Annotated in this window: 14 protein-coding genes; 4 read left to right on the top strand and 10 right to left on the bottom strand. The window is 72.1% G+C overall.

Annotated elements, in window-relative coordinates; all coding sequences use genetic code 11:
* Positions 1-65: 65 nt before the first annotated feature.
* Positions 66-1,706 carry a phosphoglucomutase (alpha-D-glucose-1,6-bisphosphate-dependent) gene (gene pgm / locus AB0399_RS35605; RefSeq protein WP_329371847.1) on the bottom strand — a complete coding sequence of 547 codons (1,641 nt, stop codon included), beginning with the start codon at positions 1,704-1,706 and terminating at the stop codon, positions 66-68.
* Positions 1,707-1,901: 195 nt separating this feature from the next.
* On the opposite strand from pgm, the gene AB0399_RS35610 reads away from it, so the two are divergent.
* On the top strand, positions 1,902-3,413 hold the full coding sequence (locus AB0399_RS35610; protein ID WP_366414118.1) for a DHA2 family efflux MFS transporter permease subunit: 1,512 nt from the start codon (positions 1,902-1,904) through the stop codon (positions 3,411-3,413).
* 68 nt (positions 3,414-3,481) lie between these two features.
* Here the strand turns inward: AB0399_RS35610 and AB0399_RS35615 are convergent, their stop codons facing one another.
* From AB0399_RS35615 to AB0399_RS35635, 5 genes are all read right to left on the bottom strand, one after another.
* On the bottom strand, positions 3,482-3,946 hold the full coding sequence (locus AB0399_RS35615) for a MarR family transcriptional regulator (RefSeq protein ID WP_329371843.1): 465 nt from the start codon (positions 3,944-3,946) through the stop codon (positions 3,482-3,484).
* Between the two features lie 30 nt (positions 3,947-3,976).
* A complete protein-coding gene (locus AB0399_RS35620; RefSeq protein WP_329374464.1) occupies positions 3,977-5,587 on the bottom strand; it encodes an MFS transporter in 1,611 nt (536 codons plus the stop codon).
* A gap of 277 nt (positions 5,588-5,864) precedes the next feature.
* Complete coding sequence (locus tag AB0399_RS35625) at positions 5,865-6,377, bottom strand: DUF664 domain-containing protein (RefSeq protein WP_329371842.1); 513 nt, start codon at positions 6,375-6,377, stop codon at positions 5,865-5,867.
* 206 nt (positions 6,378-6,583) lie between these two features.
* Positions 6,584-10,867 carry a discoidin domain-containing protein gene (locus AB0399_RS35630; RefSeq protein ID WP_366414119.1) on the bottom strand — a complete coding sequence of 1,428 codons (4,284 nt, stop codon included), beginning with the start codon at positions 10,865-10,867 and terminating at the stop codon, positions 6,584-6,586.
* Positions 10,868-11,356: 489 nt separating this feature from the next.
* Positions 11,357-12,622 carry an aromatic acid exporter family protein gene (locus AB0399_RS35635; protein WP_366414120.1) on the bottom strand — a complete coding sequence of 422 codons (1,266 nt, stop codon included), beginning with the start codon at positions 12,620-12,622 and terminating at the stop codon, positions 11,357-11,359.
* Between the two features lie 368 nt (positions 12,623-12,990).
* Between AB0399_RS35635 and AB0399_RS35640 the strand changes: the two genes are divergently transcribed.
* From AB0399_RS35640 to AB0399_RS35650, 3 genes are all read left to right on the top strand, one after another.
* Positions 12,991-15,099, top strand: coding sequence for a discoidin domain-containing protein (locus AB0399_RS35640; RefSeq protein WP_329374462.1), 2,109 nt, complete (start codon positions 12,991-12,993; stop codon positions 15,097-15,099).
* Positions 15,100-15,324: 225 nt separating this feature from the next.
* Positions 15,325-16,554, top strand: a complete 1,230-nt coding sequence (locus AB0399_RS35645; RefSeq protein ID WP_329371831.1) for a beta-1,3-glucanase family protein — start codon at positions 15,325-15,327, stop codon at positions 16,552-16,554.
* A gap of 360 nt (positions 16,555-16,914) precedes the next feature.
* Entirely contained in the window at positions 16,915-20,457 is a 3,543-nt protein-coding gene (locus AB0399_RS35650; RefSeq protein ID WP_366414121.1) for a SpoIIE family protein phosphatase, read from the top strand.
* Between the two features lie 36 nt (positions 20,458-20,493).
* Here the strand turns inward: AB0399_RS35650 and AB0399_RS35655 are convergent, their stop codons facing one another.
* From AB0399_RS35655 to AB0399_RS35670, 4 genes are all read right to left on the bottom strand, one after another.
* The gene (locus tag AB0399_RS35655) at positions 20,494-21,330 is read right to left on the bottom strand and encodes a hypothetical protein (RefSeq protein ID WP_366414122.1); all 837 of its coding nucleotides are present in this window, start codon (positions 21,328-21,330) and stop codon (positions 20,494-20,496) included.
* A gap of 220 nt (positions 21,331-21,550) precedes the next feature.
* A complete protein-coding gene (locus AB0399_RS35660; protein ID WP_329371827.1) occupies positions 21,551-21,925 on the bottom strand; it encodes a hypothetical protein in 375 nt (124 codons plus the stop codon).
* A 109-nt stretch (positions 21,926-22,034) separates the two neighbouring features.
* On the bottom strand, positions 22,035-22,427 hold the full coding sequence (locus AB0399_RS35665) for a roadblock/LC7 domain-containing protein (RefSeq protein ID WP_329371825.1): 393 nt from the start codon (positions 22,425-22,427) through the stop codon (positions 22,035-22,037).
* Between the two features lie 47 nt (positions 22,428-22,474).
* Entirely contained in the window at positions 22,475-22,633 is a 159-nt protein-coding gene (locus tag AB0399_RS35670; protein WP_366414123.1) for a hypothetical protein, read from the bottom strand.
* Positions 22,634-22,761 lie beyond the last annotated feature (128 nt).

The raw sequence follows: 22,761 nt of genomic DNA on the forward strand, positions 1-22,761 counted from the left end.
CGGGCCGCCCCGTCCCACGGCCGCCGGCCGTCCTCAGCCGTCAGCCGTCAGCCGTCAGCCCTCGGTCAGCCGCCGAGCACTCCCGAGACCATCGCCTTGGCCTCGTCCTGCACCCGGGCCAGGTGCTCCGGGCCCTGGAACGACTCGGCGTAGACCTTGTAGACGTCCTCGGTGCCCGACGGGCGCGCGGCGAACCAGGCGCTGTCGGTGCAGACCTTGATGCCGCCGAGCGGGGCGCCGTTGCCGGGCGCCTCGGTGAGCACGGCGGTGACCGGCTCGCCGGCCAGTTCGCGGGCGGGCACCTGGTCGGGCGAGAGCTTGGCCAGCACGGCCTTCTGCGCGCGGTCGGCGGGCGCGTCGATCCGGGCGTAGGCGGGCGTGCCGAACTTCGCGGTGAGGTCCGCGTAGTGCTCCGAGGGGCTGCGGCCGGTGACCGCGGTGATCTCGGCGGCGAGCAGCGCCAGCAGGATGCCGTCCTTGTCGGTGGTCCACACGCTGCCGTCGCGGCGCAGGAACGACGCGCCCGCGGACTCCTCGCCGCCGAAGGCGAGGGTGCCGCCGAGCAGCCCGTCCACGAACCACTTGAAGCCGACCGGGACTTCGGTGAGGGTGCGGCCCAGACCGGCCACCACCTTGTCGATCATCGACGAGGAGACCAGGGTCTTGCCGATCGCCAGGTCCTCGCCCCACTGCTCGCGGTGCCCGGCGAGGTAGTCGATCGCCACCGCCAGGTAGTGGTTGGGGTTCATCAGGCCGCCGTCGGGGGTGACGATGCCGTGCCGGTCGGCGTCCGCGTCGTTGCCGGTGGCGACGTCGTACTCGTCCTTGCGCGCGATCAGCGACGCCATCGCGTACGGCGAGGAGCAGTCCATCCGGATCTTGCCGTCCCAGTCGAGCGTCATGAACCGCCAGGTCGGGTCGGCGTACGGGTTGACCACGGTGAGGTCCAGGCCGTGGCGTTCGGCGATCTCGCCCCAGTAGCCGACCGAGGCGCCGCCGAGCGGGTCGGCGCCGATCCGCACGCCCGCGCGGCGGACCGCCTCCAGGTCGAGGACGTGCGGCAGGTCGTCGACGTACCCGCCGCGGAAGTCGTGGCGGCCGGTGGTGTCGGCGGCCAGCGCCCGGGCGTAGGGGATGCGGCGCACCTCCCGCAGGCCGTCCGCGATCAGCGCGTTGGCGCGGTCCTGAATCCAGCCGGTCGCGTCGGAGCCGGCCGGGCCGCCGGTGGGCGGGTTGTACTTGAAGCCGCCGTCGCGCGGCGGGTTGTGCGAGGGGGTGACGACGACACCGTCCGCGAGACCGGTGGTACGCCCCCGGTTGTACGTCAGGATGGCGTGCGAGACGGCCGGGGTCGGGGTGAAGCCGTCGGCGGCGTCGATCAGGACGGTCACGTCGTTCGCGGCGAACACCTCCAGCGCGGTGACCCGCGCGGGCTCGGACAGCGCGTGCGTGTCCGCGCCGAGGAACAGCGGGCCGTCGGTGCCCTGCGCGGCGCGGTACTCGCAGATGGCCTGGCTGGTGGCGGCGATGTGGTCCTCGTTGAACGCCGTGTCCAGCGCCGAGCCGCGGTGCCCGGAGGTGCCGAACGCCACCCGCTGCCCGGGCTCGCCCGGGTCGGGGTGCAGGGCGTAGTACGCGGTGACCAGCCGGGGTACGTCGACCAGGTCCTCCGGCCGGGCGGGTGTTCCGGCACGCTCGTGCGGCATCCTGCACTCCTTCTCGCTGCTGGCTGTCGTGGTGGGTGGCCTGCCCTGCCCGCCTATTCTCACGCGGCCGCCCCGCCGTGCCGACACGGCCTCGCCGCAAGGTCCGCATCTGCGCCGCGGCCCTAGGATGGTGACGCTTCGGCAGGTGTGGGCACCCGGCGTGGGCGCACCCGGCGCGCGGGAGAGGCGGAGGCGATGGCCACGGCAGAGCTGCCGGCATCGGACGGGGTGCGGATGGCGTCCCGCACCGGGCGGTGGGTGCTGGCCTGTTCGGTGCTCGGCTCGGGCATGGCGATGCTGGACGGCACCATCGTCAACATCGCGCTGCCGAGGATCGGCGAGGACCTGGGCGCGTCGCTGGCCACCCTGCAGTGGACGGTCAACGGCTACCTGCTGACGCTGGCCGGGCTGATCCTGCTCGGCGGCGGGCTCGGCGACCGGTACGGGCGGCGGCGGGTGTTCACGATCGGCGTGGTGTGGTTCGCGCTGGCGTCCGCGCTGTGCGGGATCGCGCAGGACAGCGCCATGCTGATCGCCTCCCGGGCCCTGCAGGGGGTGGGCGGCGCGCTGCTGACGCCCGGTTCGCTCGCGCTGGTGCAGTCCACGTTCCGGCCGGAGGACCGGGCGAAGGCGGTCGGCGCGTGGTCGGGCCTGGGCGGCGTGGCGGGCGCGGTCGGCCCGTTCCTGGGCGGCTGGCTGGTGGACGGGCCGGGCTGGCGGTGGATCTTCTTCATCAACGTGCCGCTGGGCGCGGTGGTCGTGGCGATCGCGGCGCGGCACGTGCCGGAGAGCCGCGACCGCACCGCCTCCGGGTCCTTCGACATCGCCGGGGCGGCACTGGCCGCGCTGTGCCTGGCCGGGATCACCTACGCGCTGATCACCGCGTCGAGCCATCCCTCGCCGCTGAAGGTGGGGCTGCCGGTACTCGCCGGGGTGCTGTGCGGGGTGGCGTTCCTGCGCACCGAACGGGTCAGGGAGCATCCGATGCTGCCGCTGAACATCTTCTCCTCCCGGCTGTTCACCGCGATGAACCTGGTGACGCTGTGTCTGTACGCGGCGATCGGCGGGGTGTTCTTCCTGCTGCCGGTGCAGTTGCAGATCGCCGCCGGGTACAGCGCGCTGCGCGCGGGCCTGGCGACGCTGCCGGTCACCGTGCTGATGCTGCTGCTCTCCGCGCCCGCGGGCGCGCTCGCCCAGCGGATCGGGCCGCGCCGGCCGCTCACGGTGGGGCCGCTGCTCGCCGCCGCGGGCATGCTGCTGCTCACCCGGATCTCGCCGGGCTCCTCCTCCTACCTGGTGGACGTGCTTCCCGCGGTGGTGGTGCAGGGGCTCGGCATGAGCCTGTTCGTGGCGCCGCTGACCGCCACCGTCCTCGCGTCGGTCGAGGTCGACCACGCCGGCGTGGCCAGCGGCGTCAACAACGCGGCGGCCCGGGTCGCGCAGCTCCTCATCGTCGCCGCCCTGCCGCTGGCCATCGGGCTGTCCAACAAGGCGTACACCTCGCCGCACGCAGTCAACGACGCCTTCGGCAAGGCGATGGTGATCTGTGCGGGCCTGTGCGCGGCCGGCGCCGCGCTCGCCGCCTTCCTCGTGCCCTCCGGGACGGCGCTCTCGGAGGGTGAGGCTGACTCCGCGGAGCCGCAGTGCGCTGCCAACTGCGGGTTCTCCGCGCCTCCCTTGGAGCCGGGTAGTTCCCGGGTGCTCTGAGCCCCGGGTTGCCCCGTCCTGCCCGTTCAGGGACCTTGCGGTCCGCCGTGGCTGGTCCCTGGCGGCGCTCAGCCGGGCAGATCGTCGGGTGGGGCCACTTCCGTGAGGAGCAGTTCCAGGACGGGAAGTGCCGCGCTGAGCGTCTCCCGCTGCTCCGGTGTCAGCCGGCCCATGCGGCGGGCGAGGAGTTCGGACCGTTCGCGCCGGATACGGTCGAGCAGGGCGCGGCCCTCTCCGTGGATGCTGACCAGCCAGGACCGCCCGTCACTGGGGTCGGGCTCCTTCCCGATCAGCCCGGCCTCGGCCAGCGGCCGCACCGTACGCGTGAGGGTCGGCGCGGCGACCTGCTCGCGCGCGGCGAGCTCGCCGAGCCGGATCGGCCCGAACTGCTCGATCCTGGCGAGTGCCGAGAGCTGCGCGTAGGTCAGGTTGAGGTCGTCCGCCGACGCCTGCGCGAGCTGGCGGTACAGGCGGGCGACGATCAGTGCGACGGCGGCCGGTGAGGCGCCCCCGCGCCCGTCGTGCTCGGTCATGGCGGGGGCGCCTCCTTCGGCCGTACGGTGTCAGCCCTGCTTCTCGGTGACCTTGCGGGAGCGGATCAGGGACGCACCCGCCGCCACCAAGGACATCACGATCGCCAGGGCGAACACCACGACCAGGCCGTCGTGGAAGGGCCCGGAGATCAGGTGCGGGAAGAACTCCCGTCCGGTGAGCGTGTGTGCGTGCTGCTTGGACAGCTTGCCGAGCAGGTCGGGGCCGAGCAGTTGCTGGATCGGGTTGTACCCGAGGAACGCGGCGAACAGGGTGCCGACCGGGGGCAGGTTCGCCACCTGGTGGGCGTTGGCCGCCGGCACACCCTGGGCGGTCAGCCCGGTGCTGAGGGTGTTCGGCAGCGAGCGGGCCAGCCCGGCCACCATGAGCGAGAAGAACACGCCGATGGACAGCACCATGCCGGCGTTCTGGAAGGTCGCCCGCATGCCGGAGGCCGCGCCGCGGGACTCCGCGGGCACGCTCGCCATGATGATCGAGGTGTTGGGCGCGGCGAACAGGCCGCCGCCGAGGCCGTTGAGGAACACCACGAGCGCGAAGACCCAGTAGCTGAAGTTCGTCGGGATGAGCAGCAGCCCGGCGAACGAGCCGGCCATCACCACGAAGCCCGCGGAGGCGAACAGCCGGGCACCGTACCGGTCGGAGAGCGCCCCCGCGACGGGGCCGGCGGCCAGGAAGCCGACGGTCAGCGGCAGCAGGTAGATGCCCGCCCACAGCGGGGTGTCGGCGTAGTTGTAGCCGTGCAGCGGCAGCCAGATGCCCTGCAACCAGATGATCAGCATGAACTGCAGGCCGCCGCGGGCGATGGAGCCGAGCAGGGTGGCCGCGTTGCCGCCGGCGAAGGCGGCGTTGCGGAAGAGTTCGAGCGGGAACATCGGTTCGGCGACGCGCGACTCGATCAGGCAGAACACGATGATCAGCGCGACGCCGCCGATCAGCCCGGCCAGCACCCACGGGTTGGTCCAGCCCATGGTGTGGCCGCCGTAGGGCTGGATGCCGTAGGTGATGCCGGCGAGCAGCGCGGTCAGGCCGACGGCGAAGGTGATGTTGCCCCACCAGTCCATCTTCGCGGGGCGGCGGATGCCGGTGTCGTGCAGGGAGCGGTAGGCCCACACGGTGCCGATCAAGCCGATCGGGACGTTCACCCAGAAGATGGAGCGCCAGTTCCACTCGGCGAGCAGGCCGCCGAGCACCAGGCCGATGAAGGAGCCGGCGATGCCGGCCACCATGTTCACGCCGAGCGCCATGCCGCGCTGCCGGGCCGGGAAGGCGTCGGTGATGATCGCCGCCGAGTTGGCCATCAGCATGGAGCCGCCGACCGCCTGGGCGACGCGCCAGCCGATCAGCCACAGGGCGCCGCCGCCGCCGTGCATCGGGTCGACGGACAGGATCACCGAGGTGATGGTGAAGATCAGGAAGCCCGCGTTGTAGATCTTCACCCGGCCGAGGATGTCGCCGAGCCGGCCGAGGGTGACCACCAGGACCGCGGTGACGAGCATGTAGCCCATCAGCATCCACAGCAGGTAGCTGACGTTGCCGGGCTGGAGGGGGTCGAGGTGGATGCCGTTGAAGATGGCGGGCAGTGAGATGAGCACGATCGAGGCGTTGATCGTGGCGATGAGCATGCCGAGGGTCGTGTTGGACAGGGCCACCCACTTGTAGTGCGGATGGTCGGCGGCGATACGCGGGGGACGCCGTCGTATTCGTGTCGTCGAGTCTTCTTCGGTCGCCATGCGGCGGTCACACCCCAGCCGGAGAGCAGTTAGTTAACTTAGGTTAAGTAACTCTAGCACCGGAGGTGCCTGCCTTGCAGGGCGGTTCGAGGGCGTCGCGGGGGTGCGGGGAGCGCGCGTTCGACAGGCGCGCTCCCCTGGATTCCCGGGCTCTACGGCGGGGTTGAGGTCAGCGGCGGCGCAGCAGGATGCCCCGGATGTAGGCGGCCTGGCCGGCGTGCTGGAGGTCGTCGCCGATCACGCTGATCAGGCGGACCCCGAGGGTGACGGGCGGGTCCCAGCGCTCGTCGACGACCTGGTCGAGGTCGTCGTCGGTCAGGCCGCCGAGGTAGTCGAGGGTGGCCGCGTGCACGGCGTCGTAGTAGCCGGTGAGCAGGGCCGGGTCGGCGACCTCGACCTGCCCGGACTGCGCGGCGCTGTGGCCGTAGCCGATCGCGCCGGCGGGGAAGGGCAGGTCGAAGCGCTTGTCCCAACCGTCGGCGGTCCAGACCTGTTCGCGGCCGGCCACGTCGGCGACGTGGTCGTCCTGGACCCGGGCGAGGTGCCAGACCAGCCAGCCGATCGAGTTGGCCTCGTCGTCCAGCCGTACGGCCACCTCCTCGGCGGTCAGACCGTCGACGGCGGAGTGCACGACCTCCTGGATACGGCCGTAGGCGTCGGCGAGGACTTCAGCGGTGTTCATCGAGTGCTCCAGCGGCTTGTCGGAGGTGCTTGCCCCCAGGGAACTTCCAGCAGCCCTCGCATTCTTCCCGCCGACCTCGCCGCCGGCGCGCACCCGCCACGCAGGGCGTGCCCGTGTCCATGGTGCGGACACGGGCACGCCCCGGGCGCGTTCTGCTCTCCTGGCTGTCGATCCCTCCTCTCACCCCGTCAGCCGGGGCGCGGGCCTCAGTTGTTCACGTTGATGGTGAAGGTGGACGTGGTGTTCTCGATGTCCACCGCGTTGTCGCTCTCGGTCAGTCCGTTGATCGTCACCGATCCGTCGGCCGGCCCCTGGCCCGCTTCCGGTTGCGGGTTGGCCCACAGACCGAAGCCGGACTTCGCGTCGTAGGTGTCACCGCTCTTGTGCGCGCCGGTCACCGACAGGTCGGTGATGGTGGTGTCGGTGATCGGGTTGAGCGGCGTGCTGCCGTTCCACTTGGTCTGGAACATCACGCCGGAGTAGGTCGGGTCGCTGATGTCGATGTTGCTGAGCCGCAGGCCCTGCAACTTGAACTCCGCCGAGTAGATCCACAGCGCCGGGAAGGTCTGCGCGCCCCAGAAGTGGCCGCCGTCCCTGGCCAGCGTGATGTTGGAGAGGTTCGTCGTCGGCGACGACTCGAAGCCCAGGGCGGGGATGCCGCCGAAGGCCAGCGAACCGATCGTCACACCCGGGTAGGTGAGGCTGTCGGCGATGTAGAGGTTGCTGAAGGTGTTGCCGCCACCGCCGTAGACCGCCAGGCCCGCGGCCCGCCACACCGTCTGCACGCTGAGGTTGGAGAAGGTGTTGCCGGTCTCCTGCTCGTTGTGGTTGTCGATGGCCGGGAACAGCGCGAAGCTGTCGTCGCCGGTGGACCGCGCCTCGTCGTTGCTGACCGTGTTGCCGGTGGAGCCGTTGGTCAGGTTGATGCCGTCCGCGAAGGTGTCACGGATGCGCAGGTTGGTGAAGTGCGAGTCGTCGACGTTCGTCGCCCACACCCCGCAGATCATGTGCTCGACCCACAGGTTGTCGATGGTCAGGTCGGAGACCCCGCTGAGGTCGAAGACCTTGCCGGGGCCGTCGATCCGGCTGGTGTAGTTGCCGAAGAAGGCGAACCCGGTGAAGGTCGAGCCGTCCGCGGTGCTCTGCACCGTGAAGCCGCCGTCGGTGTTCGACTGGGTCTGCGGCGTGCTGAACTGCGTGAACCACGGACCGGCGCCGATCACCTTGACCGCCCGGCCGTAGACGTTGAACTTGCTGGACACCTGGTAGGTGCCGGCGGGCAGGTAGACACCGAGCTTGGTGGTGTCCTGCCGCGCGGTGTCCAGCGCGTTCTGCACGTCCTGCTGGGTGAAGCCGGCCGGCACGACGTACTTCGTCGCGTCGGGGTTCGGCGTCGCGGTGACCTGCTCCAGGTCGATGTAGTCGATGTTGTAGTAGGCCGCGGTGTTCGCCGCGTCCTTCTGCAACCTGATGGTGTGACCGGCCGGCACGGTGGTGCCGAGCAGCAGGTTCGCCTCGTCGTAGATGTGCCGCGGGCCGCCGGAGCCGGGCGACTTGGTGGGGCTCGCCTCGTCGCCGTACAGCCACTCGTACTTCGAGCTCAGGCTGATCGTCTTCAGCAGGGTCCCGTCGACGTAGACGTCCAGCGTGGTGGAGTCGGTGCCGTCGGGGATGTTGAAGCGGGTGACCAGCGTGTTGGTGTCCGCGCGGGTGGTCCACTGCACGTACTGGCCGTTGCCGGCCAGGTGCACGGCCTGCCGGCCGGACGCCTCGCCGGCCGGGTCGCCGATGGTGCGGTTCGGCCCGAGGACCGTCGCGCCGCCGCCCACCGAGCCGTCCTCCGCCTCGTAGGCGTCATACGGCATGTTGGCGCCGCGGCCCACGAAGAAGGACTGGTTGTCGGTGTTGTTGGCCTGCTTGATCGACACCTCGTTGGCGTCGACCGCGACGACCGTCTTCACCGTGTACTTGCCGTTGACGGCCGTCCAACTGCCCACGTTCACCGGGGCGGTGGTGGCGCCGACGGCGATCGCGCCGCTGTAGGAGCCGGTGAGGGTCTTCACCACGTTGCCGCTGGCCGCGTCGATCACCGACACCGTGACGGCGTGCGCGCCGGAGGCCGAGGCCACCGTGCCCTGGTTCTTGATCGCCACCGTGAAGTTGGTGTTCTGGCCCGCCGACGGGTTGCCCGGCGACCAGGCGGTCACCGGCACCAGGTCGGAGCTGTCGACCGGCTTGACCACCAGCGGACTCGGCGCGGTGTAGGTGTTGTTGGTCTTGTTCTGCTCGATCACCAGGTTGGCCTCGTCGACCTTCGCGGTGAGCTGGTAGCTGCCGGAGTTCTCGGCGCCGATGTTCGCCGAGACGCTGGTGCTGCCGCCGGCCGCCAGGGCGCCGACACTCGCGGTGCCGACCTTGGTGGTGCCCAGGTAGAAGTTGACGTTGGTGGCCGGTGAGGCGTTGGTGCCGATGTTCTTCACCGTCGACGTCAGCGTGATCGGGTCGGTCTCCACCGGGGCGGCCGGAGACGCGGTCAGCGTGCTCACCGTCAGGTCCGGGTTGGGCCCGGGCACCCCGATGACCTGGACCTCGGCCGCCTGGCCGCCGCCCGCACCGGAGTTGTTGCTGAAGGTCAGCCGCACGTCGGCGACCCGCGCGGTGACCGGGATGGTCACGCTGTTGCCGGTGGCCGGGTCGAAGCTGTACTGCTTGGCCGCCGAGATCTGGCTGAAGTCGGTCGCGGACTGCTCGCGGCCGTCGACCTCGATGGTCTGGGTGCGCGCGCCCCAGGCGGAGGACGGGTTGAGCTTCACCACGACCTGGCTGGTGTCCACGTTCGCACCGAGCTTGATCGTCAGCGAGCTGGTGCCGGTGCCCTCCCAGTAGGTGGTCACGTCGTCGTCGTTGGCGTTCGTGGCGACGAAGTTCTGCACCGTGGAGGAGGCCGTGATCGGCTTGCCGACGGCCTGGTTGGTGCCGCCGGTGGGCGGTGAAGTGCCGTTGCGGGTCACCGTGTTGCTGTTCGCCGACTCGTTGCCGGCGGCGTCCACGGCCCGCACGAAGTAGGTGACGGTGGCGGTGTCCGGCTGGCTGTCGGTGTAGCTGAGGGTGTCGCCCGCGGTGGTGGCGGCCTTGGTGCCGTTGCGGAACACCTCGTAGCCGGTGACGGCGACGTTGTCGCTCGCCGCGCTCCAGGTCAGCTTGATCTGGCCGGAAGCCGGCAGCGTGTAGGCCAGGTTGGTCGGCGCCGACGGCGGCTGGGTGTCGCCCGAGGTGCCGGTGCGCGTCACGCTGTTGCTGGCCGCGGACTGGTTGCCGGCCGCGTCGTGCGCCTTGACGGTGTACGTCACGGTGGCGGTGTCGGGCTGGCTGTCGGTGTACGTCAGCACGTTGCCGGCCACCGAGCTGCGCAGGGTGCCGTTGGCGTAGATGTCGTACCCGGTGACACCGACGTTGTCGGTGGAAGCGCTCCAGGTCAGCTTGACCTGGCCGGAAGCCGGCTGCGTGTAGGCGAGGCCGGTCGGCGCGGAGGGCGCCTGGGTGTCGCCGGTGGTCGGCCCGTACACCTCGAACTCGGAGATCTGGCCCGCGGCCCAGCCGGTGTTGCCGGTGACGTTCAGCCGGACGTAGCGGGTCGTGGTCGAGTTGAAGGTGATCGTCACCGTGTTGCCGCTGGCCGGGTCGAAGGCGTACCCGGCCGAGGCGACGATGTCGGAGAAGGTGTTGCCGTCCGTGCTGCCCTGCACCGCGAGCGTCTCGGTGCGGGCGGCCCATGAGGTGGCCGGGGGCAGCTTCAGCACGACCTTGTTCACCGGGACCGCGCTGCCGAGGTCCACCCGGAGCCACTGCGGGAAGGCGTTGTTGGCGCTCTCCCAGTAGGTGTTCGCGTTGCCGTCGACGGCGTTGCCGGACGGGTAGACGTCGTTGTGGCTCGACTCGGCGGTCGGGCGGCCCGCGGCGAGGTTGTCCGTGGAGGCGGCCGCGGCCACCGCGGTCAACTCCGAGAGCTGCGCGGTCTTTCCGGCCGTGTTCGCCGAGACCTCGGCCCGCACGTAACGGGCCTTCTGCGCCGGGAAGGACACCTTGACGGTGTTGGCCTTGCCCGGGTCGAAGGTGTACTTCGCGGAGCTGACCAGGGTCGCGAAGCTGACCCCGTCCTCGCTGCCCTGGAGCGACATGGTCTCGCTGCGCTTGCTCCAGGAGGCGGGCACCTTGAGCTGGATCTGGTCGACGACCTTGTCCTTGCCGAGGTCGATCTGGGCCCACTGCGGAAGAGTCTTGCCCGAACTCTCCCAGTACGTGCCCTGGTTGCCGTCGTTCAGGTGGGCGGCGGTGTTGCTCCCGTCGGTACTGCTGGCCGCGGCGGACTTGCCCGCCACCGCGTTCGATCCCCCCGCGGCGGTGGCGGGGATGGCCTGCACGCCCAGCAGGAGCAGGCCGGCCGCGGTCACCCCCGCAACCAGCCGTGGAATGGAGCGCTTGGGTCTCATGGCGTCCCTCTGTGTCGTGGTCCGGATGGAGGAGACTCACTGACTGCACAATCCGAAACATGCGGATCGAGCCATTGAAGTTGCACTGTGCCCATGCAGATCAATCGTCGATCTGCGAATATTTTGCGTACGTGCTGGCAGAGTGTTACAGACGCGCTACGGCGCCGTCTATCCTTGTGACAGCACCGATTCGCGCGCGGCCAACGGAAGTTGAACCGTCAGCGCGGACCCGCTCCCGCGACCGCCCCCACCGGCCCAGCAACGGCCCGCTTCCGGCCCCGGCGCCCCGGCCGGAAGCGCGGCATGGATACGAAGCCGTGCGCCTGCCGGGCGGGGAGCGCCGAGGGGACGGACGGCGGCGGCCCCGAACACGCCCGCGGGGAAGAAGGCCGGGGACACGCCCCTCAGCCGCCGGACCCGATCAGCCGTCCGAACCCGTCAGACGTCGTCACCGATCGGATGTCGGAGCCGATCAGCCATCAGAGCAGCTCAGTCGTCGGAGCCGAACTGCCTGCGGAACGCGGCCTTCACCGGAGCCGACGCGCGCTGCACCGCGCTCGTTCCGCTGAGCCGGCGCCGCATCATGGCCAGCCGAGGGTGCCGCTCGCTCATCTCGGTGGACTGCCGGTCCAGCTCCTCCACCAGCCGCTCGGAGCGCTTCTCCACGGCGAGTTCGTCCAGGATGCGGTCCACCTCCGCGAGCAGCGCCCCGTGCAGCTGCCACTGCCGCGGATGCGACTGCACCCCGGCCAGCAGCAGGTCCGCCACCCGGTCGCGGACCCGCGAGGCATCGAGGAGCGCCTCCGCGAGGCGCTCCTCGGCGGTCTGCGCGTTCGCCGAGACCTGAGTGGTGATCAGCACCGCGAAGCTCTCGATGGCGCCCGCCACATGGTCGAAGAGCTGCTCCAGCTCCCGGCCGATCTCCTCGGGGAAGAGCGGTTCGCCGGTGCGTTCCTTGGCGAGGTCGGTGAGCGTGCGCGAGAGCACCCGCAGCACCACCGCGCAGATCTCCAGGGTGTCCAGGCCGGTGCGCAGCACCACCCGGGACAGCAGCCCCTCGCGCACCCGGGGGTTGAACCGCAGGCTGTCCTCGGCCTGCCGCAGCGACGCGTCCACCTCGGTGATGTCGTGGTCGACCCCGCGTGCCTCGTGCAGCCGGGCCGCGGCGCGCTCGACCGGCAGGTGCCCGGCCACCTGCCCGCCGATGTCGCGGAAGAGCCGGCCCATCCGGTGGGCCATCTCCTCGATCGACCCGCCCGCGGACTGCACCCACACCGGCGGGGCGAAGAGCAGGTTGAACAGCAGGCCGACCGCGGCGCCGATCAGCGTCTCGTAGATCCGGTCCCACGCGGCGCTGCCCACCTTGGTCACGCCGAGCACCAGCATCGCGGAGATCGCCACCTCCGCCTCGAACTCGCCCACCCGCACCACCCGCCCGACCAGCAGCGCGGTGAGGATGATCAGACCGAGGCTCCACCAGCGCAGGCCGACCAGCGAGCTGAAGGCGATCGCGATGACCACGCCGATCACGACGGCGTTGACCCGCCTGATCCCCGTTATGAACGTGGAGTAAAGGGTCACCTGGACCACGAGCAGCGCGGTGAGCGGCGCGGTCAGCGGGACCGGCTGCGGCAGCAGCCAGACCGCGGCGAGGTAGGAGATGACGGCCGCGGCCGTGGACCGGACGATCTGGTTGGCCACCGGCTCCGCGGTCCAGCGGACCAGCTTCACCATCGGTTCTGGTACGTCGGGCATCCCGTGCCCTTTCCCGCTCTCGGCGATCTCACTACTCCCGAGTCAGCCTAGGGTCGATCTTTACCGGGGCACGTCATGGCGCGCGGGCGGCACCGGCGCCCGCGGCCGCCCCGGGCACGCCATGACGGTCGGGCACCCGCCCGCGTGGCACGCCATGACGGTCGGGCACCCGCCCGCGTCAAGGTCTTGGACGCATCAACGCCCCACGGCACCAATCTCGTTCACTTTCTTGACGGGTCAGCAACAGCGCCGTAATCATCACAGCATTCAGAGAGCGCTCTCTCGCCCGCGACATCCAGGAGAAGGTCGTGACTGGCAACCCCCCACATCTGCCCGGCCCCACCCCCAGACGTTTTTCCCACTCCCTCATCTACGCGTGTGTCGCGGCCCTGGTCGCCGCGTTCGCGCTGGTGATCACCCAGACGCCGGCCCGCGCGGCGAGCACGCTGCTGTCGCAGGGGAAGGCGGCCACCGCCTCCTCGACGGAGAACGCCGGCACCCCGGCCTCGGCCGCGGTGGATGGCGACAACGGCACCCGCTGGTCCAGCGCCGCCGCCGACCCGCAGTGGCTCCAGGTCGACCTCGGCACCACCTCGACGCTCGACTCGGTCACCCTCGACTGGGAGACCGCGTACGCGACGGCGTACCAGATCCAGACCTCCACCGACGGCACCACCTGGACGAGCGTCCACTCGACCACGACCGGCAAGGGCGGCACGGAGACCGTTTCCGTAAACGGTTCCGGGCGCTATGTCCGGCTGTATACGACGCAGCGCGCCACCCAGTACGGCGTGTCCCTGTGGGAGTTCCAGGTGTACGGCAGCGCGGGCAGCACCAACGCCGCGTGCTCCACCACCAACGCGGCGCTGCACAAGACCGCCACCGCCTCCTCGACGGAGAACGCCGGCACCCCGGCCTCGGCCGCGGTGGACGGCGACAACGGCACCCGCTGGTCCAGCGCCGCCGCCGACCCGCAGTGGCTCCAGGTCGACCTCGGGTCGTCCCAGCCGATCTGCGGGGTGCAGCTGAACTGGGAGACGGCGTACGCGAAGGCGTACCAGATCCAGGTCTCGGCGAACGGCCAGGACTGGACGAGCGTGTACTCGACCACCACCGGCCCGGGCGCGACCGAGCTGATCACGCTGTCGGGCACCGGCCGCTACGTGCGGATGTACGGCACCCAGCGGGCCACGCAGTACGGCTACTCGCTGTGGGAGTTCCAGGTGTTCACCGGCGGCAGCGGCGGCAGCGGCGGCACCACGGGCGGCGGTGACGGCGGCGACGGGGGCACCACTCCCCCGCCCGGCGACGCGACACTGCTGTCGTACGGCAAGCCGGCCACCGCCTCCTCGTACCAGGACGACGCGAACTGCGGCGGCTGCACCCCGGCGAAGGCGTTCGACCACGACCCGGCCACCCGCTGGGCGACCAGTGACACCACCGGCTGGGTGGACCCCGGCTGGATACAGGTGGACCTGGGCGCGACCGCGCACATCACCCAGGTGGTCCTGCAGTGGGACCCGGCGTACGCGACGTCGTACCAGATCCAGACCTCCGCCGACGGCACCAACTGGACGAGCGTCTACTCGACCACCAGCGGCAAGGGGTTCAAGGAGACCCTGAACGTCGACGGCACCGGCCGCTACGTGCGGATGTACGGCACCGCGCGCAGCAACGGCTACGGCTACTCGCTGTACGACTTCGACGTGTACGGCACCGGCGGCGACCCGACGGCACCGCCGGCCGCGCCGCCGAACCCGGGCAACCCGGAGAAGGTCGTCTTCGACGACGAGTTCAACGGCGCGGCGGGCAGCGAGCCGGACTCCTCGAAGTGGAGCCAGGACCCCGGCAACGGGCAGAACGGCGAGCTGGAGACGTACACCGACGGCGACAACACCAAGATGGACGGCAACGGAAACCTGGTGATCGAGGCGGACAAGACCTCGACCGGGTACACCTCGGGCCGGATCAACACCTCGGACCACTTCAACTTCACCTACGGGCACGTGGAGGCCCGGATCAAGGTGAGCGGCACGCAGGGCCTGTGGCCGGCGTTCTGGCTACTGGGCTCGAACTTCAAGACCGGCACGCCGTGGCCGCAGTGCGGTGAGATCGACATCATGGAGCACGTCGGCAGCGTGCCGGACGCGGTGTACTCCACGCTGCACGCGCCCGCCTACAACGGCGGCAACGGCGACGGCTCGCCGTACACCGTGGCCGGCAGCGACTTCTCCACCGACTTCCACACCTACGCGCTGGACTGGGACTCCGGGCACATGACGTTCTCGGTGGACGGCAACGCCTTCTTCACCGTGGACAAGGCCAACCTGGAGCAGACCAGGGGCCCGTGGATCTACGACCACCCGTTCTACATCATCCTCAACAACGCGGTGGGCGGTGACTGGCCCGGCGCCCCGGACGCCACCTCCGTCTTCCCGCAGAAGATGCTGGTCGACTACGTGCGCGTCTCGCAGTAGCGGCAGCCGGCACCGCACCTCCGCCCGGGAGATGTGGGTTCGGTGTGGCTGATGTGACGACTCGGTGGGCTCCTCCCCTGGAGCCCGCCGAGCTCGCATGTGATCGCCCAACCCCCTTGTCCCGGGACTTGGTTCAGGCCAATAGTGGAGGACCACATTCCTACCGACGGGTACGCCGGTGGTGCGGCCGCACCACCCGCGCCCCCCATCCCGCAGGAGGAGTACGTGCTCTCTCGACGATCCTTCGTCAAGGCGGTCGGCACCACCGGCCTTGCCGCGGCGGCGAGTTCAGCGGCGGGCTTCGCCGTCCTCGCGCCCCGCGCGTCCGCCGCCGGCGTCTCGCTGCCGGTCTCGCTCGCGAACACCTCGGGCAGCGACACCGTGTACGCCTACATCAGCGGCGCCGACGACTCCGGCTGGCCGGGCTTCGTCACCGCCGACGGCGCCTTCAACCGGCTGCCCAACCCCTCGTCGCCGGTCACCCCCATCCCCGACTACGCGATCCAGCTGGGCGGTTCGGGCTCGGCCGCGACCACGGTCACGCTCCAGGAGTACGTGATCAGCGGGCGGGTCTGGTTCTCGATCGGCGACCGCATCCAGTTCTTCGCCAACCCGGGCACCGTACCGGGCCTGGTCCAGCCCGGGTTCACCAGTTCCGACCCCAACTGGCAGACCCAGTGGACGTTCGCCGAGTTCACCTACAACAGCGCCAACCTCTACGCCAACATCAGCTACGTGGACATGGTGGCCCTGCCGATCGCGATGGCCACCACCGGCGCGAGCGGCAACCAGTCGGTGAGCCCGCTGCCGGACGGCGCGCTCGCCTCCATCATCTCCGGGTTGCAGGCCCAGCACGCCTCCGACGGCGCCCCCTGGGACCAGCTCGTCGCCACCAACTCCGCCGGTGCGCCGCTGCGGGTGCTCGCCCCGGCCCACTCCCCGACCGACTTCGGCGGCTACTGGGACCCCTATCTCGACGCGGTCTGGAGCCACTACGCCTCGACCCCGCTGACCGTCAACGCCCAGGGCAGCTCGGGCACTTACTCCGGCACGGTGTCCGGCGACGCGTTCGTCTTCGGCGGCCTGGACGACGACGGGGTGCCGTTCACCCGGCCCAGCGCCGTGGACATCTTCGGCTGCGCCAGCGGGCCGCTGTACAACTCCGGCTCGGACGCCCGCGGCGCGGTCGCGGCCCGCCTGGCCGCCGCCCTCAACCGCAGTTCGCTGCTGGTCGCCGGCGGCGACAACCAGCCCGACGGCGTCACCCCGTCGGCGTACTACCAGGACCCGGTGACCAACCACTACGCCCGGCTGGTCCACCAGTACGCCTCGATCGGCTACGCCTTCCCGTACGACGACGTCGGCCCGACCGGCGCGGCCCCGGTCGACGGCCACCTCCAGGACCCCGCGCCGACGTCCTGGACCCTGACGCTGGGGAACCCGGGCGGCGCGTAGCGGCTCCGCCGGACATCACGCCGGAAGGCGCCCCGACCGCCGGGCGGTCGGGGCGCCTTTCCGCCGGATGGCCCAGGTGCCGCGGGGCGCGCGCGGGCGCGGCGCGGGGCGCGCTCCCGTGCGGCCCGCCGCGGCCCGCGCGGCGTCCTGCGGCCCCGCGTGCACCGCGCCGACCTGCGACGCGAGCCGGCGCGCGCGGTGAGCGGCGGGAGGGGGTACGGCCACCTCTCCGGCCCCGCGGGCGCCGCGTGTGGCGCGAGAATACAGCGGCCGCCACGTAACGTGACCAGCAGCGGCGGAACGGCCCCGGTGCCGGACGCCGGGCGCGGCGGTTCCGAGGAAGCTGAGGCGGGTGTGGCGATGAGCGGTCCCGGACACGGCGGCGACGTCGCACCGGCCGGTGCCACCGACGCGCTGCGGCTGGCGGTGCTGGACGCCGCGGAAGGGCTGGGCGAAGCGGACGTCCTGCGGCTCGCGGTGCAGCAGTGCGTCGCGGCGCTGGGCGGGCTCGGCGGCCTGGCGCACCTCGCCGGCCGCGAGCACGACACGCTGCGCCTGGCGGCGGCCGGCGGCGTACCCGACCCGGTGGCCCGCGCCTGGGAGCGGGTCGACGACCACCGGCTGGCCCCCGTACGCGCGATGGACCGGCGGCAGGTGCAGTGGTCGCCGCGCTGGCCCGACGACCCGCACCACGCCGCCCCGGGGCACCCCGGTACCGCGCGGGCCGAGCCCGGCGGGTCGGAGGCAGGCGGGTCGGAGGCAGGCGGGTCCGGTGCAGGCGGGCGGAGGCCGGACGGGGTGCCGCCCGGGCTGCGCGCGTGCGGGCTGCTGTCCGCGCCGATCCTGGTGGACGGCTCCCCCGTGGGCGTGCTGTCGGTGCTCGCCGAGCGGGAGCCCGCGCCCGACCGCAGACGGTTCCTCGCCGAGGTGGCGGCGCTGGTGGGCGTGCGGCTGCCGGTCGCCCGGCGGTGGCGCAGCGGCACCACGCCGTGGTGGCAGGAGCCGCAGGGCGTCGGCGGGCAGGTGATGCGGCAGATCAGCGTCGGGACGTGGAGCTGGGATCTGGACACCGGCCTGCTCGACATCGACGAAGTCACCGAGGGCATGGTGGAGTTGGCCGGCCTCGACCCGGACGCCTGGGACCACCGGATCGAGAGCTGGATGGAGCGCATCCACCCCGACGACCGGCCGGGGGTGCAGGAGGCGATCGAGGAGTCGCTGACGTACGGCCGGCCGTACGCGGTGGAGCACCGCGTCCTGGACGACGCGGGACGGGTCAACTGGCTGGAGCTGCGGGCCGCGATCGAGCGCGACGACAGCGGCCGCCCGGTGCGGATGGTCGGCACCGTGTGGAACATCACCGCGCGTCGCAGCCAGTTGGAGTGGCTCGCCGGGCTGCTGGAGCTGAACCCGGACCCGATCTTCGTGGTGGCCGCCGACAACCGGGTGCAGTGGGCGAACCGGGCCGCACGCCAACTCGGCGGCGGCGGAGACGTCACCGGCCGCACCCCGTGGGAGACCGAACCGCTGCTGCGCGAGCGCGGGCTGCCGGAACTCCTCGACCGGGCCAGGGCCGCGCCCGGCTCCTCGGCCACGCTGGAGGTGGACGTCGAGCACCCGGCTCCGCGCGGCACGGCGTCGTACCTGGTCAAGGCGGTGGAGATCGGCGGCTTCATGTCGATCCAGATGTCCGACACGACCGAGCGGCGGCGCGCGGAGCAGGCCGCCGCCGAACGCGGCCGGCAGGTCGCGGACCTCAACGCGGCGCTGGTCCGCGCGCTCAACACCCAGGACGTGGTCGCGGCGGTCGTGCAGCACGTGCTGCCGCTGGTGCACGCCGACGGCCTGGTGGTCCACGACCTGACCGGGTCCGTGCCCCGGCTGATCGGCGACATCGGCTTCTCCCCCGCCCTGGTCGAGGAGTTGCACGCCCTGCAGTTGCGGCAGACCGCGCGGCAGCAGCCCGCGGAAGGGGCGGAGACCGGAACGGAGGCGGGCGCGGAGACGGGCGCCGCGGCGGAGGCGGACGCGGAGACGGGCGCCGAAGCGGAGGCGGACGCGGAGACGGGCGCCGAAGCGGATACCGGGGCAGGGGCGGAGGCCGACGCAGGGGCGGAACACGCGGGGTACTGGGGAGGCGCGCAGGGCGCGGCCGACCTGGGCCTGGGGGGCGCGGTGGGCGCGGAGGGCGTCACCGACCAGCCCCGGTTCATCTCCCGCGCCGACCGGTTCACCGGGGCGACCACCGACCGCGAGGAGCGCCCCGGCACACCGTCGTGGCTGCTCAACAGGCTGGCCGAGCTGGACGGTGTCGGCGCGTGGGCGGTGCTGCCGCTGGCCGTCGGTGACCGCCGGGTCGGGTCGTGCGTCATCGGCTGGAGCGCGCCGCGCCGCTTCACCGAGGACGACAAGACGCTGCTGGGCACCGTCGGCGTCATCATCGCCCAGGCGCTCGGCAACGCCCGGCTCTACGAGAGCGCGCGGCACCGCGCCGAGCGCCTCCAGCAGGAGTTGCTGCCCGGCCGGCTGCCCGACACCGTCGGCCTGCGCGCGGTCGCCCGCTACCGCACCGCCGACGGCCAGGAACTCGGCGGCGACTGGTACGACACCATCGCGCTGTCGGGCGGGCGGACGCTGGCGGTGATCGGCGACGTGATGGGCCACGGCCTGGAACAGGCGATCGCGATGGGCATCATCCGGCACGCGGCGCTGACCGTCGCCGCCCTGGACATGCCGGTGGACGAGATCATGGCGCACCTCAACGACGTGGTGGTCCGGCTGGCCCCGCGCGTCGACGACCCGGTGGTGTGCGCGACCTGCCTGCTCGCGCTGTACGACCCGACCTCCGGTGCGTGCAGCATCGCCAGCGCCGGCCACGCCCCGCCGATCGCCCTGGAGCCCGGCGGGACCGCGCACCGGCTGACCATCCCCAGCGGGCCGCCGCTGGGCATGGCCCAGGTGCCCGCACAGGTCACCGAGACGGTCTTCGCCGAGGGCACCGTCCTGGTGCTGTACACCGACGGGCTGCTCGGCTCGCAGGCGCCGGACGCCGAGCGGCTGACCGACGCCGTCGCCCGGTACGCCGGCACCGCGCCGGTGCCGGTCGGCGGCGAGCGCGCCGAGCACTGGCTGGCCACGATGTGCGACGCGGTGGTGGCGCAACTGCCGCCGGACCCGTGCCGCCAGGACGACGCGGTGCTGCTGGCGCTGAGCACCGGCCGGGTGCCCGCGAACCGGATGGCCGCCTGGGACCTGCCGTGGGCGCCGGAGTCCGCGGGTCGGGCCCGGGACCTGACCGCCGCGGAACTGGCCGCATGGCACCTGGACGACCTCGCCGACACGGCCACCCTCATCGTCAGCGAGCTGATCGGCAACACCGTGCGGCACGCCGTCGGGCTGGTCCCCGACACCGAGGAGGCGGCGGACGGCGACTCCGACGAGGACGCCGACCTGGGAGACCTCGGCGACCTCAGCGACCTCGGCCTCGACAGCGGGCTGAACCTGAAGATCGGCCTCGGCCTGGACGACGGTCCTGCCGCCCAGGACGCCGACGCCGGTTTCGTACGGCTGCGGCTGCTGCGGATCGAGCACGCGCTGATCTGCGAGGTGTACGACGGGTCGCAGGCCACGCCGCGGGTGCGGCACCCGCTGCTGGACGACGAGTTCGGCCGCGGCCTCCAGCTCGTGGCGATGATGGCCGGGCAGTGGGGCACCCGCTACACCGAGAGCGGGAAGTGCATCTGGGCCAGCCTGGACGCCCCGTCCCCGCCGGACGACGACGCCCCCTCCCCGCCGGACGACGACCCGCCGGGCGCGACGGCCGACGCGGACAACGGCACGGGCGCGGCGGCGGGCGCGGGGCACGCGGGGCGGCGGACCGCGGGGCAACCCGCCGCCGGCTGACGGGAGTTGCTCCGTTCGGCGCCTGCCGGGGAGGTGCTACGACGCCATCGTGGTCATGATCGCGCGGGCCGCGGCGGCGAGCGACGGGGTGAGGCGGTCGAGGTCGGGCAGGTCGGGCGGCTCGGTGTCCGGGCCGGTGCCGTAGGCGGTGGTCGTCGACTCCAGCCGGAGCGTGATCACCGCGCCGCCGCTGAGGACTTCGAGTATGCGGGTGGGGTCGTCGAAGCTGAGGAGGTACGCCTTGTCGCCGAGTCGGGGCACGGCGCGGGTGCGGGTGGTGACCCGCAGGTTCGACGGGTCCACCGACCGCTCCGCGTCGAACTCCGCCGCCGGGTCGGAGTAGCGGTGCAGGGTGACGTCGACCTGGACGGTGTACGAGGTCTTCGTGCCCTGGGTGGGGGTGCCTTGGGCGACGAAGCCGCACTGGGCGCGGTCCAGCCGCGCGGTGTGCTCGAAGACCGCGGGCCACACCCCGCTGTCGGTCGACTTGACGGCCGTGCCGAACGCGTCGAACGCGTAGGCCGTGCAGGGGTTCTGCCCTATCCGGTAGCCGTGCATGTCGGGTCCGCGGTGGCGCTGCGGCAGCACGCCCGCGTAGGCGAGGGCCGCACCGGCCAGCGAGGCGACGAGCACGCCGCCGAGGGCGCCCCGCAGCCACCCCGGCAGCTTCCCGAGCGGGCTGGGTCGCGGCGGCAGGCCCGCCATCACCTCGGGCCGCGGGCCCGGCAGCAGGGCTCGCCGGCCGCTTCCCTCGCCCCAATCGCCGCCACCTCGGGGGCCGTTGAGTGCGGGGCGTGCATCGTCGGCGTGGGGCCGCCCGTAGGCGCTGTCGCCTTCTTCGGCCTCCCAGGACTCCTCGGGTTCGGTGATCATCGGATCTCCCCCACGTCAGCGTGCGAACACTGTACGGTCGGGCCGCCGAAACGTCACTGCACTTCTCCGCCGGCCCCGGGGGCGGTCCGGGGCCGAGGGAGACGGGCGGGAGCGAGCGGGGGAAACCGGTGGCGGGTCCGGGAAGGCCGGGCGGCGGGCGGCTGGCGGCGGGCGGCTGGCGGCTGGCGGCTGGCGGGGGAAGGCCGGGGCGGGAGGGTGGTCAGACCTCCAGGTCGTTCTCGATCCGCTTGAGCTGGTGCCGGGCCATCGCCAGGTTCGCCCGCTGCTTGTCCAGGGCGAGGTAGAGGAACAGCCCGCTCTTGCCGCGCCCGGTGAGCAGGCGGATCAGGTGGTACTGCGTGCCGAGGGTGATGAGGATGTCCTCGATCTCGTCCTTGAGGCCGAGCAGTTCCATGGTGCGGGCCTTGGCGCGGACCACGTCGGTGTTGCCCGCGGCGGCCACGGTGAGGTCGAGGTCCTTCCCGCCGCCGATCGTGCCCAGGGCCATGCCGCTGGTGTAGTCGACGAGGGCGACGCCGATGGCGCCCTCGATCGAGGTCATCGCGTCCTTGAGGGCGGTTTCGGTGTTGGCCATGGCGTGGCTGCTTCCTTTCACGGGTGCCGGCGTGCCCGGCGGTCGGGTGGTGGTGCGGGGGGTTCTGGCGTGGGCGCTGCGCGCCCGCGGCGGACGTTCGGTCATGGGTTCAGGCGTCCTCCCTGTCGTCGGCGGCGCCGTCGAGCAGGTGCGCGAGGTAGGCGCTGGACCGGCGGGCCTCCATATGGAGCCGGCCCACGTTGATCCGCGGTCCGGCCAGGACGGTCAGTACGCAGGCCGGTCCCGCGGCGTACAGCGCGACGTAGCCGTGCTCGCCCCGTACCAGCAGCTCGCGGAAGGAGTGGCCGCCGGCCGCGTCCGACAGCCGCAGCCCGATGCCGAACCCGGCGGAGCTGAGCGCCGCGAGCGTCTCGGCGGGCGTGTCCGGGGCCTCGTGGGCGATCAGCAGCCCGTCCACGGTGGACGCGAGCACGCCGGTCGCATCGGGCAGCCGGGCCAGCAACCGGCCCAGCTCGTCGCGTACTTCGGCTTCGTGCGCCATGAGTCTCCTTCGTCCGGCCCGTTCGGCCCGCTGCCGCAGGGCGCGCCTCACAGGTGCTCCAAGGCGTCGCGGAGCCGGCGCAGCAGCGCCGCGTCCGCGTCGTGGGCGATGTCCCTGAACCAGGCGGGCGCGGGCACCGGTGCCCGGCCGGTGGCCGGCGGGGGCACCGCGACCCGTCCGTTCGCGGCCAGGCGCCGTACGTGCACCAGCGCGTGGAAGGCGGGCCGGCCGAGCAGGGCCGCGATCGCGGACGGGCGCGCCGTGCTCCAGCCGGATCAGCGCGCTCTCCGCGGTGCTCTTGTCCTTGAGGACGTCGAAGGCGCCGTCGTTGAAG

It is taken from the genome of Streptomyces sp. NPDC088194, from assembly GCF_040702025.1.
Taxonomy (GTDB): Bacteria; Actinomycetota; Actinomycetes; order Streptomycetales; family Streptomycetaceae; genus Actinacidiphila.

Excerpts from the sequence above, each read along its gene's own strand:
- pgm (WP_329371847.1), bottom strand. The coding sequence starts at position 1,706 with ATGCCGCACGAGCGTGCCGGAACACCCGCCCGGCCGGAGGACCTGGTC.
- AB0399_RS35610 (WP_366414118.1), top strand. The coding sequence starts at position 1,902 with ATGGCCACGGCAGAGCTGCCGGCATCGGACGGGGTGCGGATGGCGTCC.
- AB0399_RS35615 (WP_329371843.1), bottom strand. The coding sequence starts at position 3,946 with ATGACCGAGCACGACGGGCGCGGGGGCGCCTCACCGGCCGCCGTCGCA.
- AB0399_RS35620 (WP_329374464.1), bottom strand. The coding sequence starts at position 5,587 with ATGCTCATCGCCACGATCAACGCCTCGATCGTGCTCATCTCACTGCCC.
- AB0399_RS35625 (WP_329371842.1), bottom strand. The coding sequence starts at position 6,377 with ATGAACACCGCTGAAGTCCTCGCCGACGCCTACGGCCGTATCCAGGAG.
- AB0399_RS35630 (WP_366414119.1), bottom strand. The coding sequence starts at position 10,867 with ATGAGACCCAAGCGCTCCATTCCACGGCTGGTTGCGGGGGTGACCGCG.
- AB0399_RS35635 (WP_366414120.1), bottom strand. The coding sequence starts at position 12,622 with ATGCCCGACGTACCAGAACCGATGGTGAAGCTGGTCCGCTGGACCGCG.
- AB0399_RS35650 (WP_366414121.1), top strand. The coding sequence starts at position 16,915 with ATGAGCGGTCCCGGACACGGCGGCGACGTCGCACCGGCCGGTGCCACC.
- AB0399_RS35655 (WP_366414122.1), bottom strand. The coding sequence starts at position 21,330 with ATGATCACCGAACCCGAGGAGTCCTGGGAGGCCGAAGAAGGCGACAGC.
- AB0399_RS35660 (WP_329371827.1), bottom strand. The coding sequence starts at position 21,925 with ATGGCCAACACCGAAACCGCCCTCAAGGACGCGATGACCTCGATCGAG.
- AB0399_RS35665 (WP_329371825.1), bottom strand. The coding sequence starts at position 22,427 with ATGGCGCACGAAGCCGAAGTACGCGACGAGCTGGGCCGGTTGCTGGCC.